Genomic DNA, 17,938 nt, shown 5'->3' on the forward strand with positions numbered 1-17,938 from the left:
ATAAGAAGCTTATTTAAACACTAGTTTTAGCAGGATCATCTAAAAACTCAAGGAAATGATCAAAAAACTGGCTCATCATTTTTGCATCATACATTGTCGCTAATTTATCAAAACGCTTATAACCCAATTGTGTAGTGACATTAATCACACCATTCAGAGTTTTATCAACCACCATATTGAATTTCAACATTTTTTTAGGTTCACGAATCAAACTTGTCACCCCTTGATCAACCACTTGGGTAAAGGCTTTTAAAGATGGTGCAACATATTGATTTTTACCTTCTTTCATATGGTCTGCATAAGCCAATAATTCAGTAATGAGTGCATTATCAACTTGATAGCTTAAATAGTCGTGACCATTTTTTGAAAAGGTCAATTTTTCTAAATAGTTCACCATCGGTGTTAAACGGTCATTCCCAAAGAAAGACACAGACCACGGCATATATTTACGTAAGGTTTCTAATACTTGTTTCAGTACTTTTTCAGATTCTTTATCTCCAGACCCTGCCATGCGCACCAATGGACTAAACACTTGATCAATCACTTCACACGCAATGTCTGCTAAGTTTTCCCCTAAAGACTTCGCCAAAGCACTTTTTTCATTGGCATTCAATTGGGTATAAATTTCTTGAAAACGTTTATAAGTTTCTGGTTTTAGTTTTAACGCAATCGTTTGCGACATTGTGTCGTCCTCTTCTCATTGTTTTATCATTTAATGCACAGTTTTTATTCAAAACTAGACATAAGTCGGATTTTATTGTGTCGTAATTCCCCAAAGAAAGCATTTGCCTTTCTGACTACACTTTACATTTATTTGCTACAATGGATGCAATTTTTTATCTACTTTTGGTCTGTTCTGATTATGACTGATTCTGCGCAAAATATTGCTACGACATACGATCCTACTGAGATCGAGAAAAAATGGTACAAAACTTGGGAAGACAAGGGCTACTTTAAGCCATCTCAAAAAGGGGATTCATTCTGTATCATGATTCCGCCACCGAACGTCACGGGTAGTTTGCACATGGGTCATGGTTTTAACAATGCCATTATGGATGCCCTCACCCGTTACAATCGTATGTCTGGTAAAAATACTTTATGGCAACCGGGAACGGATCACGCAGGCATTGCGACGCAAATGGTGGTTGAACGCCAATTGGCAGCACAAAATATTAGCCGTCATGATTTGGGTCGTGAAAAATTCATCGACAAAATTTGGGAATGGAAAGAAGAATCTGGTAATAACATTACCAACCAAATCCGTCGTTTAGGTTCATCTGTAGATTGGTCTCGTGAACGTTTCACCATGGATGATGGCTTATCTAATGCAGTGAAGGAAGTCTTTGTACGTCTGCATAAAGAAGGCTTAATTTACCGTGGCAAACGCCTTGTTAACTGGGATCCTAAATTACAAACTGCCCTTTCTGATTTAGAAGTTGAAAGTGATAAAGAAGAACAAGGTTCTCTTTGGCACTTCAAATATTTCTTTGAAGATAAGTCACTTCGTACCCATGATGATAAAGATTATATCGTTGTTGCAACCACGCGTCCTGAAACATTACTCGGTGATACTGCGGTTGCAGTTGCATTGGATGATGAACGTTATGCAAATCTTGTGGGTAAAAATATTATTTTGCCAATTACAGGTCGTAGCGTTGCGATTGTTAAAGATGAATATGTAGACAAAGAATTCGGTACAGGCTGTGTAAAAATTACCCCTGCGCATGACTTCAATGACTATGAAGTGGGTAAACGTTGCCAGTTACCAATCATCAATATTTTCAACAAAAATGCTGAGATTTTGGCTGAGTTTGAATACATTGCCAAAGCGGGCGAGCAAATTTCTAAAACCATTCCTGCGCCTGCGGACTATATTGGTTTAGAGCGTTTTGCTGCACGTAAAAAATTAGTTGAACAAGCGGAAAGCGAAGGTTGGTTAGAACAAATCCAACCATATACGCTAAAACCACCCCGCGGTGACCGTTCAGGTGTGATTGTTGAACCATTATTGACTGATCAATGGTATGTAAAAATTGCACCATTGGCTGAACCTGCTATTAAAGCAGTGAAAGATGGTGAAATTAAATTCGTTCCTGAACAATACAGCAATATGTATATGTCTTGGATGAACAACATTCAAGATTGGTGTATTTCACGTCAATTGTGGTGGGGTCACCGCATTCCTGCTTGGTACGATGTAGATGGCAACATTTATGTCGGTCGTGACGAAGCAGAAGTTCGGGAAGAAAACGGTATTCCAGCTGATGTTCAATTGACTCAGGATGAAGATGTACTCGATACATGGTTCTCGTCAGGTCTTTGGACATTCTCAACCTTAGGTTGGACTGGCGATGCTAAGAAAGATGCAGAAAACTATTTCCTCAATACTTTCCACCCAACGGATGTATTGGTAACAGGTTTTGACATCATCTTCTTCTGGGTTGCCCGCATGATCATGATGACCATGCACTTCATGAAAAATGAAGATGGCACACCACAAGTTCCGTTCAAAACTGTGTATGTGCATGGTTTAGTACGTGATGGCGAAGGTCAGAAAATGTCTAAATCTAAAGGGAATGTGCTTGATCCTTTAGATTTGATTGACGGTGTAGATTTAGAAACTTTGGTACAAAAACGTACCACGGGTTTGATGAATCCGAAACAAGCAGCGAAAATTGAAAAATCGACCCGTAAAGAATTCCCAGAAGGCATTCAAGCTTATGGTACAGATGCGGTTCGTTTCACTTTCTGCGCACTTGCCAATACAGGTCGTGACATTAAGTTTGATATGAAGCGTGTTGAAGGTTACCGTAACTTTGCCAACAAAATTTGGAATGGTACACGTTTCGTTCTGATGAATGTTGAAGGTCAAACGGTTGGTCAAACTGCACGACCTGATCTTTGGGAATTGCCTGAACAATGGATCATCAGTCGTTTACAGAAAGCCGAACAAGCGGTTCAACAAGCTTTTGCGACTTACCGTTTAGACTTGGCTGCACAAGCGATTTACGAGTTCATTTGGAATGAATACTGTGACTGGTATGTTGAACTGACTAAACCAGTACTCAATGATGAAAATGTTGCTGAAGAACGTAAAGCAGAAGTTCGTCGTGTATTACTTGCGGTTATGGAAGCATCTTTACGTCTTGCACATCCAATTATGCCGTATTTGACCGAAGAAATTTGGCAAACCCTTGCACCAATGATTGGTTTGGGCGGCGAAACCATTATGACTGTGGCTTACCCTGTTGCAGACCCTGCAAAAATCAATGATCAAGCTGAAGCAGATATGCAATGGCTTCAAGGTTTGATTGGTGCGGTGCGTAATATTCGCGGTGAAATGGGCTTAGGTAATGCACGCTTACTACCTGTATTACTACAAAACACCACGGATGCTGAAAAAGCACAGATTGCACGTATTGAACCCTTGGTTAAAGCATTGGCAAAAGTGGAAAGTATTACTTTCTTAACGGATGCTGAGCAACCGCCATTGTCTTCTTCATCTGTAGTCGGTCATGTGTCTGTATTTGTTCCAATGAAGGGTTTAATTGACCCGAAAGCGGAACTGGGTCGTTTGCAAAAAGACTTTGATAAAGTTCAAAAACAGCATGACCAAATTGCAGGCAAACTTTCTAATGAAGGTTTTGTGGCTAAAGCACCTGCTGCTGTGGTTGAAGGTGAAAAAGTGAAATTGGCTGAGTTTGCTGATCAGTTAGTAAAAATTAAAGCAAATATGGATCAGATTGCGGTGCTTTAATCTATTGATATTTTGGTCTAATTCGTAGTATAAAGGGCTGATTATTCAGTCCTTTATACTTCTATGGAAACTTTCGATTTTATAATCATTCTTATAATACTAATAACAGTGGTTATAACAATGACAGGACTTGTCAAATATCTAGATGCAGATACAACTTCATCAATTCTCGCTACCTTAGTAAAGAGTTCTTTAGGATTAGACATAAGAAATAATGATAAAGATTCTGACAAAGACGAGGAAATTAATAAACTAATAAAAGAATCGCAACGTCAAAAAGAAATAATAATTCAAAAAGAAATTGATCAATTTGATGATATTAAAAAATTAAAGTACTCAACAGTCATACGTCTCAAATCACATTTGGATGATTTGAACAGGAAAGCTAATTTAAATCTTGTTTCTGGGTTAACATTTTGTTTATTAGGTTTAGGTTTTATTTTTTATTCACTTATTGCATATACACCTTCAAATCCTCCAAATTTAAATAACACTCTAATTTATTTTTTACCTCGTATAAGCCTAACAATTCTTATAGAAGTTTTCTCATACTTCTTTTTAAACCTTTATAGAAAGAATTTAGAAGATATAAAATATTTTCAGAATGAAGTCACTAATTTAGAAAGCCAATATTTAGCTATCTTGTATGCATTTGAACAAAATAATGGACAAGTTAAAGCTAAAGTGATTGAAACACTCATGAATACTGAACGTAATTTTATTCTTAAAAAAGATGAAACAACTCTTGATCTCGAGAGAAACCGCATTGATGCACAGAGTTCAAGTAATACTGTTCAAGCTTTAAAAGATATTATTAATTTTAAAAGATAGCCCTCTCCCATAGGGAGAGGGAGCAATCCTTGTGAATTCAACTGTTGTTTGATGCTCAATGAATGTTCTCAGGAGATGAGCAGCACTGTTGCGCAAGGAAGAGGTGCTTTGAATTCCTAATACCCTCACCCCAGCCCTCTCCCATAGGGAGAGGGAGCAACCTTTGTGAATCCACTGTCGATTGATACTCAATGGAAATTCCCTCTCCTTGTAGGAGAGGGTTAGGGAGAGGTGTTTTTCAATTCATCACATACACGCCATAAATCCTCCAAAACGACATCCGTCTCACTCAAAACGTCATGATTCCAATACCGCACCACTTTTAAATCCAAAGCCTCTAAAAACTTAGTTCGTTCAACATCATATTCTTTTCCATCAGCCGTATTATGTTGACCTCCATCGAGTTCAATCACCAAGCCAATGTCATGACAGTAAAAATCGACAATATAAGGTTGGATCACGTGCTGACGACGAAATTTAAGATTCATAAATCGTTTGGCACGGAGGATTTGCCACATCAAATGTTCTGCATCAGTCGCATTACTGCGCATAGATTTTGCGAATTCTAATAATTCGGGATTCAATTTCATTTTAATTCTCTTTTTTAGCCCTCACCCCATCCCTCTCCTTTCAGGAGATGAGCAGCACTGCCGCACAAGGAAGGATTATTTTAAAAAAGTTACAACGCATTATTTTCTAACAATACCGCTAAGCCACTCACTTTCACCATATATTTTAGACGTTCTTTTTCCCATTTCACTTGCTGTTTTAATTCAGCACAATCTGCTTCTAAGCTCTTATACATATCTGCAATTTGAATGGTGTTTAAAGGCTTTTGAGTTTTCGATTTAGTTTGTTTCACCCAACTCAATGACTCAATAGTCTCTTCAATTTGAGCATCCAATTGCTGTTTTTGTGCCTCTAAAGCCAGTTTATAAAACTTCACTTGCTCATTGCTCAACCCCTTCTGAGCTATTCCCCTATTCAGCTCAACCTGTATTTGCAGTTTGAGTAAATAAAATAAATCTTGCTGTTCATAGGCTTGGTTAACTTGTTGCAACATCTCCGTTTTTTCGACTTTAAGCTGTTCATCTTGCTCACGGTCAGGGTGAATAATTGAAGCAATTTTTAAATAGACGGTTTTTAATGATTGATCCGCCATTTTCTGCGCTTGTTCGTGCTTTTCTTTTTGTCTATTTAACCTGTATTGTTCACGTTCTAATTGATGTTGCTCATCAAAATCATCGACATTCCAATCCATTTCCGCAGATTTATCATCGATGGTTTGTGTGTTATTTTCAATATGATGATTACTTTTAATATTATAATCTTCTTCACGATGTAGATTTTTCTTGTGCTTTTTCGCTTGAGTATGTTCTGCATGTTGTTGGTAAAATTCACCAATTTGAATAACTTTAATCTTCTGCTGTTCAGTGAGAAATTGAGAGTTTTTTAATAAGCTTGCTAGATTCTGAATTTTATCATCAAGCTGTGTAAGATCAGCTTTTGAAAATTCATGTACTTGCAAGCAATTCCATAACTGTTCTAGTTGCTGAAATAAAATGTTATGTAATTCACTATAGATGGGTACAAGGGTTTTTCGTGTTTGCTGTTGAATCTCATCTTTGGCTTTTTGCCACATATCGAGTTGGATTTTTTGCTGTTCGATTTGTTCAATCAGGCGATTGAGCTTTTTTTGCTGTGACGACAAATTTTGCGTATTTTGTTGTGCACTAAGTTTTAAATCGAAAGACATAGAAAAATAAGCAAAAGGAAAATCTGATCAATTATAACATTCTATCAATCCAAGAATAATCATGCTTTTATAAAGCCAATGGCATAACTTTATTGATTATCAAAAATTACCCTTCATTAAAAGATGAATCCAACATAGACTAGAGTCAATACAACAAAAATTCATGAGGGAAATATGGCACTTACACAAGCCAGTCTTATTTTTAATCAGGAACTTGCTGCGTGGGTGCAAGCCATCGGCTCAGTCATTGCTATATTTGTCGCTGTTGCTGTACCCATTCACTTTGACCGCAAACAGCGTTTATATGAACAACAGACTTTAGAGAACCAAAAACAAAAGTTTTTTATTACCTTACTGCCAACACTTTACCAACTTCGAAATAGCACATCGGCATTTCTTCAGGAATTTCAGCACCAACAAACAAGTGAAATCGATGCGATTAAAACGTTAGAGTCTGAGTATTTAAACTTAATTCCTGTCTTTGCCAAAGAACTGCATATTTTTGTGCACAGTAATATTTATGATGAACAACTGAATCAACTGTCTTTTGAATTGTTCCATTCCGAAGAAATTTTATCTCAACATTTAAGACAGCCTTCGGAACTAAAATGGATTGAGCATCAACATAATCTCATTCAACATGCAGAAAAAATTGAGCAATTCACCTCACAAATCATTCAGAAAATAGAAAAGAATTATTCTTCAAGCTAAAAAAAGGCACACCTCAAATTCATTTTAGGTGTGCAACTTTAAAATAAAAACTTAAAGCTACTATTTTTTAAATAATCGTTTGTGGTTATTCCAAAATAACACGTGCGTTAATTGGTTGAACAGGTCGATTATTTGGATGCTCTAGTAATGTAGTAAATGCTTTAATTTGTTGAGCTGATGCTTGTTGAATATCCTTTAATACAACCCAACGTACACCTTCAGTGCATGGTGGCGTCGTTAAAGAACCATTAAAGCGGTAATAATCTAATTTTTCAGGAATAAAACTAGTCGCGGCTTCTTGTTGCTGTAAAAAGTATGTGGTTCCTGGAGTTTTAGGAAGTGTTTTCCAAATATTACTGAGTTTATTATTTTCATTGCCCTGTTCAAACATCACAGCAACTACAGCCAACTCGCCTTGCTCCGATGCATGCACAAGGTGCATTTCCAAAGGATAGCTTTTACCTAAAATTGTATTTTCACTTGGGCTATGTAAATGAAACTGCTTTAAACTAAATTTTTTCCCATCTAGTTCTAATACATTCCCTTCATTAAAATCTACTTGTACAGTATGCCCATTATTCACAATAGACTTTGAAGTGGTCGCGTAATTAAATTTTAAGGGTGAAAGCTGTGCTTTGGTTGTCTGACTAATATTAATCGGTGATTGATTTAAACCTGAGCAAGCTTGATATTTGGCGTTCAAATTTGTCCAATTAGATGGTGCTTTAGCATCAGAATATCCCCAATCTGAATCTACACCTGCAAATGATATTTGACTTGTAAATAATCCGAATAATACAAGGTTTCTTATTTTCATGATTTTTCCTTATGCTTTAATTCTATCCATTTTTTAGTTTTAATTTTAGGCGAAAAGCTAAAACTCTGAGCAGAACTTTAGAAAATAAGAAATAAGATGTCAATAATGTCTATCAACGCCTAAAATCAGGCATTTAATCCATCTAATCAAACCTTTTTACTTTATAAACTACAACTAAATAAAAAATTATAAATACTAAAACCAATCCATTTAAATAAAAATAAATGAGATTTAATTATCATTACTAGCTGTGATTTAAAAAATATTCAATTACAAAAATCTCAATTTGAATGTAATTAAAATTCATTAAAAGCGGAATAAAACAAATCACTGTTCAATCAGCAAACATCGTTAAGTTATAAAATAAAGAATAAAAGGCAAAGTAATGGCTGAACATAAAGTCTGTAAGCTAATCACCCCTGCCATAAGTTGGCTATCACCACCCAAAACTTTGGTTAAAATATAAGATGCTGAAGCCGTTGGTAATGCAAAAAATAGAACCAAGACTTGTGTTTCTAAAGTAGAGAGTTGCAATATTTGACATACCAACCAAGCCAAGGCTGGAACAATAAGTAAGCGTCCAAGTGTATTGAGAATTAAACGATTTACATCTTTTTTAAGTTGCATAAATTGCAGTGCTGCACCAACACACAATAGACCGAGTGGCAAACTACATAATGCGAGTTGTTTTAAGAAACTGCCAAAACCATCCCATAAACTAAGCCCTGTGGCATTAAATAAAGCACCAAGTACACAAGACATAATCAATGGATTTTTAATTAAAGAAATAAGGACAGAATAAAACTTCATCTGCTCTTTGTTGGTTAATGCCAAAACAGATAAAATATTAACGACAGGAATACTCATTGCGAGTGCAATTGCTAAAATAATCATCCCTTGTTGATGGAATAATGTCGCAACAATTGCTAAGCCCATATAAGTATTAAAACGTACCATACTTTGCATATACACGCCGAATTGTGCTGATTCAGTTTTATATATTGCTCGTAAAGCATATAAACCGATACAAACAATACTTAATACGCCAAGCAGGACTAGACCAATGGTTTTAACGAGATGTAATTCTATTGTTGCAGATGCAAGATTGCCAAATAACATCGCAGGGAAAAGAATATAGTAATTGAGTTTTTCAGCACCGACCCAAAAACCATCATTTAAGAAATTCTTCTGCTTTAAAAAATAACCACTCAAAATCAGAGAGATTAAAGGGAAAAGTGAAAGTAAAATACTATACATTTTTCATAGCCTGTAATTTTTTCCTATTCAGCATTCGCATCCCTACTTCAGTATCATCGATATATACGTGAATAATGTTTTACCTTTTGTTACGTATGAATATACGCTAATTTTTGATGCTCTTTGAGAAATACTGCATCTAATATCACCTTAAATTGGTCTAGCTAAACCGTTACCAAGTCTTTCTCAATCAATAATTGCACCTATTTTTTTAATAAGTTTCAATATATTGTTTAGGTTATCAGTCTAATTTTTACTTGCCAAAAAGCAGATTAATATTAAAATGATAAATTAGTCACAAATTATAAAATTATCATGATAAAAATAACATTAAAAATATTCTCTGCTTTTCTTCCTTTGCTGATGTTGAGTCATACTTTTGCAGCACAAAATAATAAACCCAGTAAAGATGAAGAAGCTCAGATTTACAAAGCTGCTGGAATTAAAAAAACCGCCATGGGTTGGGAAAGTAAATGTAGCCTTGTGCATATCGAAACCTATAAAGACTTAAATAATGATGGTCGTATGGATGCGATTGTTCGAGATGGGGGTACAAAATGTTATGGGGCAACAGGCACAGGATTCTATATTTTGACCAAACAAAATAATCACACATGGACAAAAATTTTAAATAGCAAAGGAACACCAATAATATTACCTACTGTCGGTCGACATGGTTGGCCCGATATCGCCATCGCAGATACTAGTACCTGCTTCCCAGTCTATCGTTGGAATGGCAAAAGTTATGCGATTGATCGTTATGAAGATAAAGGACGCGCATGTGCAAAACGTTAATCTATGCCATCCTTTAAATCTTGTATGATGTATAGCGAACTAATTTATTCAATTTATTTTCATCAACGAATTTTAGAAAATTCTGTTATCTATAAATTCTGATAATTATTTTTTGATGAGTAAATTATTTTTATTTTAATTATCAAAAATTTAGTATAAATTCATTCAATATAACAAGCACTAAAATGATGCAAAAAATCCAAATGAGTGCAAGCCTTTGCTTTATATCGAGTCTTGATAAAATTTTGAATTCTTTAATCTATTTTTCCCTATAGCAAAACATTTCACGTCATTCATTGCATCGTTATACTGATGATAAATTGTGACATAAAGCACCAAAAGAACCCACTATGCAAAATACCGACCTACTCTTTCTCCTCCTTGGTGCAATCCTTGTACTGGCAATGCATGCAGGCTTTGCTTTTTTAGAACTTGGGACTGTACGCCATAAGAATCAAGTCAATGCTTTAAGTAAAATCTTAACGGACTTTTCTTTATCTGCAATTGCCTATTTTTTTGTTGGCTATTACATCGCTTATGGGCAGCATTTCTTCCATACAGGTGCAACACTGGCAACTGAGCATGGTTACAATCTCATGCGTTGCTTCTTCTTACTGACCTTTGCCGCCGCGATTCCTGCAATTATTTCAGGGGGAATTGCTGAGCGTGCCAAAATGCGTACCCAAGCTATTGCCACCCTGTTTTTAGTTGCTCTCATTTATCCTTTCTTTGAAGGGATTGCATGGAATGGCAATCTGGGTTTGCAGAAATGGTTAGCCGATACCTTTGGTGCAGGTTTTCATGACTTTGCTGGTTCTGTTGTGGTGCATGCAATGGGTGGATGGATTGCTCTAGCCGCTGTTTTACTGTTAGGTGCAAGACATGGGCGATATAAAAAAGATGGTCGAGTCAGTGCACATCCTCCATCGTCTATTCCATTTTTAGCCTTAGGCTCATGGATATTAATTGTCGGTTGGTTTGGCTTTAATGTCATGAGTGCTCAACGCCTAGACGCTATTTCTGGCTTAGTTGCAATCAATTCACTTATGGCGATGGTCGGTGGAACAATTGCAGCAAACTTCTTTGGTAAAGAAGATCCAGGTTTTTTACACAATGGACCGCTGGCAGGTCTCGTTGCGATTTGTGCAGGTTCAGATATCGTGCATCCTGTTGGGGCTTTAGTGATTGGTAGTTTTGCAGGCTTTCTCTTTGTCAAACTCTTTACCTATACCCAAAACAAACTCAAAATTGATGATGTATTGGGTGTTTGGCCCTTACATGGCGTCTGTGGTGCATTTGGTGGACTAGCAGTCGGAATATTTGGACAACAATGGTTAGGTGGGCTTGGCGGAGTGTCCTTCGTGTCACAAATCATTGGCACAGTCCTCGCGATTATCATTGCATTATCAGGTGGTTTTATTGTGTATGGAATTTTAAAATACACTATGGGAATTCGTCTCACTCAAGAAGAAGAGTTTCGTGGTGCAGACTTATCCATTCATAAAATTTCTGCAAACTCAGAAGATGCGATGTTCTAAATCAAGCTTTTACATTGTGTAGGTGACTCAATTGAGTCACCCTTTTTATTTCAATACAGCTTCTCAGTTCTCTTTTATGAAGAAAGTAAAAAGCCGCTTCATATTGATAAAAGAGCCTTATGAATCAAACCGATTATATTTTCAATATGGATTAAATATATTCAAGCATAATACTGAATACTCTGATATTTTAGGCTTATCAAGGTGATTCTACAGTTCTTGTCTCAAGACTATTTTAAGACTTGATTAAGTTTGAACTGCTGTAATAAAAAACAAATATATCTCTATAATTTACGTAATATTCGACACTATGCCATTAGACCTAAAAAAGCTCTCAATTCATTCATTGCTATTATTAAGCATTAGTTTTTTTATTTTAATTTTCTATGTCCCTGTCGGTGGGGCGATAGATATGTACTTCATCCACCCTTGGATGGATCAATTCGGCAACTTTATCTACCGCAACAACTGGTATTTAGTTCATATTAATCATCGTATTTTTAAATATATACTGATTGCAGTTTATGTCAGTTTTCTCGTGCTATGGTGTGCTTCGTTTAAAGTTAAACGTCTCAAAGCAAACCGTTGGCTCTATGGATATATGTTTTGGGTCAGTATTTTATCTACGGGTCTTATAGGGCTATTAAAGTCAAAATCTGCCCATGCGTGCCCATGGAATATGACCCACGAAACAGCGACAGGATTTATCTGGGATTTCACCGCAACGCATGGACATTGTTTTCCAGGTGGGCATGCCAGCACAGGCTTCGCTTTAGTCACAGGTTTTTTCGTTTATCGCTTAGCTCGCCCTAAATTAGCTTATGTTTTTTTATTCGCGGGCTTAATTTGTGGATTCATATTGGGTTGGGGACAAATGATGCGTGGCGCTCATTTCCTTAGCCATAATCTATGGACAGGTTGGATTATTTTAGCCATGAACTGTGTACTTTACTTCTTCTTTTATCGTAAATTTCAAAGACAAATTCAAGCTAAAAATAGTCATTCAGTAGACTCATTCAATGAGAAAGCCTGATATTCAAAACTCATCACTAAGACTAGATATTATTAAAATCTCTTCAATAATGAGCATAAAAAAGCACATCATGGTGCTTTTTTAACACCTCTTTAGGAGAAAAACAGAGAGGTCTAAGTACTTCTAGTAAGATGTTTATTCTAAATCCCTGACTATTTTGTAGAAAATACTTTAGGTAGTTTAACCAAAGCACTTAAACCACCGAGATCATTACTTTTTGACAAAATCAGTTCACCACCTAAATGTTGAATCGCCTTATCTACAATAGATAAGCCTAATCCGCTTCCTACTTCTAAATGATGATGTACTCGATAAAACCGTTTCAGCACTTTGTCGTACATTTCAGGTTCAATTCCATTACCACTGTCTTCAATTTGAATATAGGCATATTCATCAGCATCCTGAAATACAGAGATATTGATGATTCCAGAAATTGGCGTATATTTAATCGCATTATCAATCAAATTAAATACAATCGAATGAATGGTTTGTTCAATACTATGCATTTTTATCGGTTCATTTCGTTCAAAACCCAGATCAATGTCCTTCTCCATCGCCAAATGAACCAATTGTTCCACACAATTTAAAGCGACATCATTGAGTTGAAAATTGGTAATTAACTCATTTTGACCCAATGCTGCATCCTGTTTAGCTAAGGAAAGCAACTGCATGACCAAATGCTGCATTCGAGCTAATCCCTTGCTCAAATTTTGTAAATTATTTTCTTCTGGAAATTGGCTTAATAGAATTTGAGTTTGCAAATTTAGTGCTGTGATCGGTGTCCGAAGTTCATGTGCTGCATCTGCTACAAACTGCCTTTGCTCTGCTTGTGCTAAGGAAATGCGTTCAAACAAATGATTCATCTCATTGATGGTCGGTACTAACTCTTCAGGATAAAGCGTATTTTGAATCGCAACCAATGAGTTTGAATCTCGTTGGGACAGTTCCTCTTTAAAATCATCTAAGGGTTTTAAATTTCGCCGAATAATTAAAATTAAACCCAATAATGCAAATGGAATGATGATTAAATAAGGCAAGAACATGCTCCCCGCAAGTTCTAATGCGAGAACCTGACGGACTTTTTCTTGTTGGCTAATTTGAATTTGGTAGTCTTTAGTGGGCAAAACATAAGCAATCCATGTGCCATTCGGTGATTCTTCTCTATAAAATCCAGCTTTTTGTTTCGGTTCAACTAAAAACTGATGTTCATGCGTGGTATCACTTTTACTTCCATAAGCCCATACATCAATAAATAAATCATCTTCATGGTAGTGCTTATGGCTATCAAATTTACTTTGTATGGGTCTAATATTTAATTCAACACGCTCAGCCAAATAAACCATCTGTGCATCTAAAATTTCATTGATTTCCTCAAGTGAAATTTTATATGCCGAAAAAATCAGGACACACCCCAAAATTACACTGAACAGTGAGGTATAACCAATCAGACGTTTTTTGAGAGAATAATGTGCGGACATAGCCATATATTTTATATTTTCTTCGCTTGACCCAAACGATAGCCCAAACCACGGATCGTTCGAATGATGTCTTTACCTAATTTTGATCGGATATGATGTACATATACTTCAATCGTATTACTATTCACTTCACTATCAAAAGCATAAAGTTTATCTTCTAAATTAGATTTAGAAAAAATCTTATTCGGATGTGTCATCAATGGCGTTAAAATTGCCCATTCACGGTTTGAAAGTTCAACTTCTTCACCTTTAAGTTTGGCAATATGTTGCTCTACATCTAAAACAACATCACCATTTGTCAGTAAAGCCTCACTGCCTGTTTGTGTAACTTCCCCACCACTACGACGTAATAAAGCATGAATCCGCGCAATCAACTCATCAAACTCATAAGGTTTAACCAAGTAATCATCTGCGCCTTGATTCAACCCTTCTACCCGATTTTGTAATTGATCTCGAGCTGAAATAATTAGAACAGGCATGCTTGTGCGTTGTCGAATTTGCTTCAACACTTGCATGCCATCCATCATTGGAAGACCTAGATCAAGCAAAACTAAATCAAAACTTTGATTGGTCAGTTGCTTCAACCCATCTAAACCATTGTTTACCCACTCTACATCAAACTGATGAAAGCGCAGTAAAGTCATGGTGGATTCGGCAATCATGAAATCATCTTCAATCATTAAGATTTTAGTCATGGGGTAATATTCCTAGGTGTTAACTGCGTACGTTACATGAGTGCAAAATATTATTATCTTCATTAATGACATGCGTTTTCACATCTAGCAAACTCAATAAACTTGGAAATAAATTATCTTGACTCAATGTTTTATTTTTTTGCTGGGCAATACAATCGAATTGCGGTGCCGCTATCTTTTTCCACTGATCTGAAAACCACATCACCATCGGTACATGGGTTTGCTGACTAGGTGCAATCGCATAAGGTGCACCATGTAAATACATCCCATGTTCACCTGTAGATTCACCATGATCTGATAAATACCAGAATCCAGTACGGTAATTTTGCTCTTTCTTCAATCGTTCAATTACTTGATTCAGAATATGATCTGTATAAACAATCGTATTATCATAAGCATTGATCAGTTCAGTTGGACTGCAACCTTGGATTGCATTTGTATCACAGCTTGGTTTAAATGGTTGGAATTCACTGGTTGCACGTTTGAAATAAGCAGGACCATGGCTACCCATCTGATGCAGTACAATCAATCTTGGTGATTTATCATCTTTCGGAATCGTTGCTAAATAGCTATCTAAACTATCAACAAGAATACCATCAAGACATTCATCATCTTTACACCATTTCTGTTTCAAAGCTTCTGGAATTTTATATTCTTCAACACGATTGCACGTACCTTTGCAACCTGAATTATTATCAATCCAAGTGACTTTATAACCTGCACGTTGAGCAATATCGAGTAAGCCTTCACGGTGGCTTGCCAACTGTTCATCATATTGAACGCGAGGCATACCAGAAAACATACAAGGTACTGAAACTGCTGTTGCAGTACCACATGAACTGACTTGACTAAAATTAATGATATTGGTTTGTTTAGATAACTCAGGATTGGTATTTTTTGCATAGCCGTTTAAAGAAAAACTTTCCGCTCTTGCCGTTTCCCCCAAAACAAACACCATTAACTTCGGCAATTTTTGTACTGAAGTTTGTTCTACAAGGTGTGCATCTTCACCATATTTAATCAAAGGTAAATCTTTTTTAGGCGCTTTTTTATGAAAATAAGAAAAGCTTGATGCAATCGCATTCTGCGGTGAAATCATCCCTTTTAAATCACGATGTTCACGAAAAATAGCAGCATAATCAACATAGAATGAAAATACTAATGCGCCAACCAATCCTAAAGATGCAGTGATCTGCATCATTTTATTAAGAATGGTTTTAATCATCGGTTCTGGTCTAATCTTAACCCATAAAATAGCAGCGATTGGTAAAATAACAAAAGCCAATGTCCACAACAAAAACTGTAAAGACAATAGATCTGATGCTTCTGAAATATCAGTTTGCATCATATTTTGAACTTGATCAGGAGAAATCATTACTCCCAATGAATTGACAAAATAAGAACTAAATCCACCAATAAAAACCAATAGGATGGATACGAACTTTGCAGTCCACTTCCAATTCAATAGTTGTGTGAAAAAAGTATAAAGTGCAATTAATAGCAAAGCTGTCGCAATTAAAAATAAATATACTTTTGGACCTTGGTACGGCGTTAGAGTTTCTATTCTTCGTAAAAAACCAAAATTTAAAATTAAGCCTAACCACACTGCAACAATAAAATTAAATGCAGTTAATGAGATTGTTATATTCCGTTGTTTAATTTGTTTTATTAAATTTAGCATTACTCTAGTTCTAGTCACATTTTAACCGATACTGTAATGTAATAAAGCAAACTTAAATACAGCTTAAGTTCAATAAATTGATGAAATTCATCTAAAAAGTAGTTAAATTTCATACAAGTAAAAAATCATTTTTTCATTCAAAATGGAAATATCACATGGTGATAAATCACGATCCGATCACTTAAATTTCATGAGTGAGTTTTTCCATTGCCAAATTGGAATTAAAAATACTGCCGCAATTAAAATGATCAACATTAGATAGTTTTGATACCCTAAATAATCACCAATAATCCCACTGATGGTATATAAACCGCCACTCACGGTTGCCATAACTGAAACTTGAAAGGTGAAATCTGTTCCCGCGTGACTTTTTCGACTGTATTGCATCACCAAAGTTAAAATCACCACCAAAAGCATCGATGCAAACATATCCTCCAGTGCATTAATACTGTAAATCATCCAAGGTTTAATACTGATTCCTGTTTGGTGTTGTACAGCCAACCAAGCAAATCCCGCCATACTGATGATTTTGAACATAGAAAATAACAATAATGCTGTCGAACGTTGCAAATATTTCAACACTATACTGGCAAGACCTGCACCGAACAGCGCAGCAAGCGCCCCCAACATGGTGACATAAATTCCAATTTGAGAGAGTGATAAACCTAGATCCACCAATAAAGGCTTAATAATTGGACCTGATAAACCATCAGCAATTTTGATACTACATAAAACAATCAGCCACCACTGCATTGTTTTATTCTGCAAAAAATAACGCAGATATGACTGAATCCAATGATCTAACGCTATAGGTGATTTACCCTGTGATTCAGGTTCAATACTTTTAGATTTTTCTGAAACTGCATGAAGAGGCTCCTGAAAAAACAAAACAGGAATTGTATTGATCAAAACAATTACTGCTAAAATCAGAAAGGTCGATTGCCAATTCAGCCAATCTAAAGCCCATAAAATCGCTCCACCACCAACAATAAAACCCAAACGAGAACCAACCACTTGGAACATATTGCCCCAATGTTGTTGATCTCCTTTTAAAATACTCACCGCCAATCCATCAGTCGCAATATCTTGCGTTGCGCCAACAATATTTAGACACAACAACGCAATGAAAAACATCAGTAAATAAAGAGGTTCATTCAAAGCTTGAATCGGTAAAAAAGATAAAATAATTAAAATTGCGACTGTTAAAGCTTGTGTGGGTAAAATCCAACTACGAAAATGTCCTATCTTTGAATGTCCTATGCCATCGACCCAAGGTGCCCACAATATTTTCATCGCCCAAGGCGCCATTAATAAGCCAAATCCACCAATATGTGCCAAAGACACACCCTGCGCACGCAAAATGACAGGCAAAGCATGCGTCATAAATCCCACAGGTAAACCTTGTGCCCAATATAAGGAAAATAGAAGGAGATAAACTTGTGAAGTCTTCAGCATAGTGACTCGTTCTTCAAAAATATGAGCAAGGGCTCATGCATTAAAATCTATGGGTATCAAGTATTTTGCACTAAATACTGATCCTCATTATATTTTGCCAATGCTTCAACTTCGGGAAAGCTTTAATATTTTTT

At 36.1% G+C, this 17,938-nt stretch carries 15 protein-coding genes; 6 read left to right on the forward strand and 9 right to left on the reverse strand.

Annotated features, from left to right (window positions below; translation table 11 throughout):
- Nucleotides 1-13: 13 nt before the first annotated feature.
- Nucleotides 14-682: a hypothetical protein gene (locus B9T35_RS10705; protein ID WP_086191110.1), complete on the reverse strand. Its 669-nt coding sequence runs from the start codon at nucleotides 680-682 to the stop codon at nucleotides 14-16.
- 180 nt (nucleotides 683-862) lie between these two features.
- Here B9T35_RS10705 and B9T35_RS10710 point away from each other — a divergent pair, with 180 nt between their 5' ends.
- The gene (locus B9T35_RS10710) at nucleotides 863-3,757 is read left to right on the forward strand and encodes a valine--tRNA ligase (RefSeq protein ID WP_086191245.1); all 2,895 of its coding nucleotides are present in this window, start codon (nucleotides 863-865) and stop codon (nucleotides 3,755-3,757) included.
- A 120-nt stretch (nucleotides 3,758-3,877) separates the two neighbouring features.
- Nucleotides 3,878-4,588, forward strand: a complete 711-nt coding sequence (locus tag B9T35_RS10715; protein WP_139842022.1) for a hypothetical protein — start codon at nucleotides 3,878-3,880, stop codon at nucleotides 4,586-4,588.
- A gap of 221 nt (nucleotides 4,589-4,809) precedes the next feature.
- On the opposite strand, the gene B9T35_RS10720 is transcribed toward B9T35_RS10715, so the two are convergent.
- Both B9T35_RS10720 and B9T35_RS10725 read right to left on the reverse strand, forming a co-directional pair.
- Entirely contained in the window at nucleotides 4,810-5,178 is a 369-nt protein-coding gene (locus tag B9T35_RS10720; RefSeq protein WP_086191112.1) for an endonuclease domain-containing protein, read from the reverse strand.
- 89 nt (nucleotides 5,179-5,267) lie between these two features.
- Entirely contained in the window at nucleotides 5,268-6,344 is a 1,077-nt protein-coding gene (locus tag B9T35_RS10725; protein ID WP_086191113.1) for a molecular chaperone DnaJ, read from the reverse strand.
- 174 nt (nucleotides 6,345-6,518) lie between these two features.
- On the opposite strand from B9T35_RS10725, the gene B9T35_RS10730 reads away from it, so the two are divergent.
- Nucleotides 6,519-7,055 (forward strand): hypothetical protein, encoded by a 537-nt coding sequence (locus B9T35_RS10730; RefSeq protein WP_086191114.1) that lies wholly within the window; start codon nucleotides 6,519-6,521, stop codon nucleotides 7,053-7,055.
- Between the two features lie 85 nt (nucleotides 7,056-7,140).
- On the opposite strand, the gene B9T35_RS10735 is transcribed toward B9T35_RS10730, so the two are convergent.
- On the reverse strand, nucleotides 7,141-7,872 hold the full coding sequence (locus tag B9T35_RS10735) for a carbonic anhydrase (RefSeq protein ID WP_086191115.1): 732 nt from the start codon (nucleotides 7,870-7,872) through the stop codon (nucleotides 7,141-7,143).
- Between the two features lie 351 nt (nucleotides 7,873-8,223).
- Nucleotides 8,224-9,129: an AEC family transporter gene (locus B9T35_RS10740; protein ID WP_086191116.1), complete on the reverse strand. Its 906-nt coding sequence runs from the start codon at nucleotides 9,127-9,129 to the stop codon at nucleotides 8,224-8,226.
- A 315-nt stretch (nucleotides 9,130-9,444) separates the two neighbouring features.
- On the opposite strand from B9T35_RS10740, the gene B9T35_RS10745 reads away from it, so the two are divergent.
- The 3 genes from B9T35_RS10745 (at nucleotide 9,445) to B9T35_RS10755 (ending at nucleotide 12,495) form a co-directional block, all read left to right on the forward strand.
- Nucleotides 9,445-9,924 carry an FG-GAP repeat domain-containing protein gene (locus B9T35_RS10745; RefSeq protein WP_086191117.1) on the forward strand — a complete coding sequence of 160 codons (480 nt, stop codon included), beginning with the start codon at nucleotides 9,445-9,447 and terminating at the stop codon, nucleotides 9,922-9,924.
- Between the two features lie 350 nt (nucleotides 9,925-10,274).
- Nucleotides 10,275-11,462: an ammonium transporter gene (locus tag B9T35_RS10750; protein WP_086191118.1), complete on the forward strand. Its 1,188-nt coding sequence runs from the start codon at nucleotides 10,275-10,277 to the stop codon at nucleotides 11,460-11,462.
- 310 nt (nucleotides 11,463-11,772) lie between these two features.
- Nucleotides 11,773-12,495 (forward strand): phosphatase PAP2 family protein, encoded by a 723-nt coding sequence (locus B9T35_RS10755; protein ID WP_086191119.1) that lies wholly within the window; start codon nucleotides 11,773-11,775, stop codon nucleotides 12,493-12,495.
- Nucleotides 12,496-12,647: 152 nt separating this feature from the next.
- On the opposite strand, the gene B9T35_RS10760 is transcribed toward B9T35_RS10755, so the two are convergent.
- The 4 genes from B9T35_RS10760 to B9T35_RS10775 all read right to left on the reverse strand — a co-directional run bounded on the left by B9T35_RS10760 (nucleotide 12,648) and on the right by B9T35_RS10775 (nucleotide 17,804).
- Nucleotides 12,648-13,973, reverse strand: a complete 1,326-nt coding sequence (locus B9T35_RS10760; RefSeq protein ID WP_086191246.1) for an ATP-binding protein — start codon at nucleotides 13,971-13,973, stop codon at nucleotides 12,648-12,650.
- A gap of 11 nt (nucleotides 13,974-13,984) precedes the next feature.
- Nucleotides 13,985-14,668 (reverse strand): response regulator transcription factor, encoded by a 684-nt coding sequence (locus B9T35_RS10765; protein WP_086191120.1) that lies wholly within the window; start codon nucleotides 14,666-14,668, stop codon nucleotides 13,985-13,987.
- A gap of 19 nt (nucleotides 14,669-14,687) precedes the next feature.
- Nucleotides 14,688-16,349: a phosphoethanolamine transferase gene (locus B9T35_RS10770; RefSeq protein ID WP_086191121.1), complete on the reverse strand. Its 1,662-nt coding sequence runs from the start codon at nucleotides 16,347-16,349 to the stop codon at nucleotides 14,688-14,690.
- 177 nt (nucleotides 16,350-16,526) lie between these two features.
- A complete protein-coding gene (locus B9T35_RS10775) occupies nucleotides 16,527-17,804 on the reverse strand; it encodes an MFS transporter (RefSeq protein ID WP_086191122.1) in 1,278 nt (425 codons plus the stop codon).
- Nucleotides 17,805-17,938 lie beyond the last annotated feature (134 nt).

It is taken from the genome of Acinetobacter sp. ANC 3832 (assembly GCF_002135415.1).
Taxonomy (GTDB): domain Bacteria; phylum Pseudomonadota; class Gammaproteobacteria; order Pseudomonadales; family Moraxellaceae; genus Acinetobacter.

Coding starts and splice junctions, on each gene's coding strand:
- B9T35_RS10705 (WP_086191110.1), bottom strand. CDS start 682: ATGTCGCAAACGATTGCGTTAAAACTAAAACCAGAAACTTATAAACGT.
- B9T35_RS10710 (WP_086191245.1), top strand. CDS start 863: ATGACTGATTCTGCGCAAAATATTGCTACGACATACGATCCTACTGAG.
- B9T35_RS10715 (WP_139842022.1), top strand. CDS start 3,878: ATGACAGGACTTGTCAAATATCTAGATGCAGATACAACTTCATCAATT.
- B9T35_RS10720 (WP_086191112.1), bottom strand. CDS start 5,178: ATGAAATTGAATCCCGAATTATTAGAATTCGCAAAATCTATGCGCAGT.
- B9T35_RS10725 (WP_086191113.1), bottom strand. CDS start 6,344: ATGTCTTTCGATTTAAAACTTAGTGCACAACAAAATACGCAAAATTTG.
- B9T35_RS10730 (WP_086191114.1), top strand. CDS start 6,519: ATGGCACTTACACAAGCCAGTCTTATTTTTAATCAGGAACTTGCTGCG.
- B9T35_RS10735 (WP_086191115.1), bottom strand. CDS start 7,872: ATGAAAATAAGAAACCTTGTATTATTCGGATTATTTACAAGTCAAATA.
- B9T35_RS10740 (WP_086191116.1), bottom strand. CDS start 9,129: ATGTATAGTATTTTACTTTCACTTTTCCCTTTAATCTCTCTGATTTTG.
- B9T35_RS10745 (WP_086191117.1), top strand. CDS start 9,445: ATGATAAAAATAACATTAAAAATATTCTCTGCTTTTCTTCCTTTGCTG.
- B9T35_RS10750 (WP_086191118.1), top strand. CDS start 10,275: ATGCAAAATACCGACCTACTCTTTCTCCTCCTTGGTGCAATCCTTGTA.
- B9T35_RS10755 (WP_086191119.1), top strand. CDS start 11,773: ATGCCATTAGACCTAAAAAAGCTCTCAATTCATTCATTGCTATTATTA.
- B9T35_RS10760 (WP_086191246.1), bottom strand. CDS start 13,973: ATGTCCGCACATTATTCTCTCAAAAAACGTCTGATTGGTTATACCTCA.
- B9T35_RS10765 (WP_086191120.1), bottom strand. CDS start 14,668: ATGACTAAAATCTTAATGATTGAAGATGATTTCATGATTGCCGAATCC.
- B9T35_RS10770 (WP_086191121.1), bottom strand. CDS start 16,349: ATGCTAAATTTAATAAAACAAATTAAACAACGGAATATAACAATCTCA.
- B9T35_RS10775 (WP_086191122.1), bottom strand. CDS start 17,804: ATGCTGAAGACTTCACAAGTTTATCTCCTTCTATTTTCCTTATATTGG.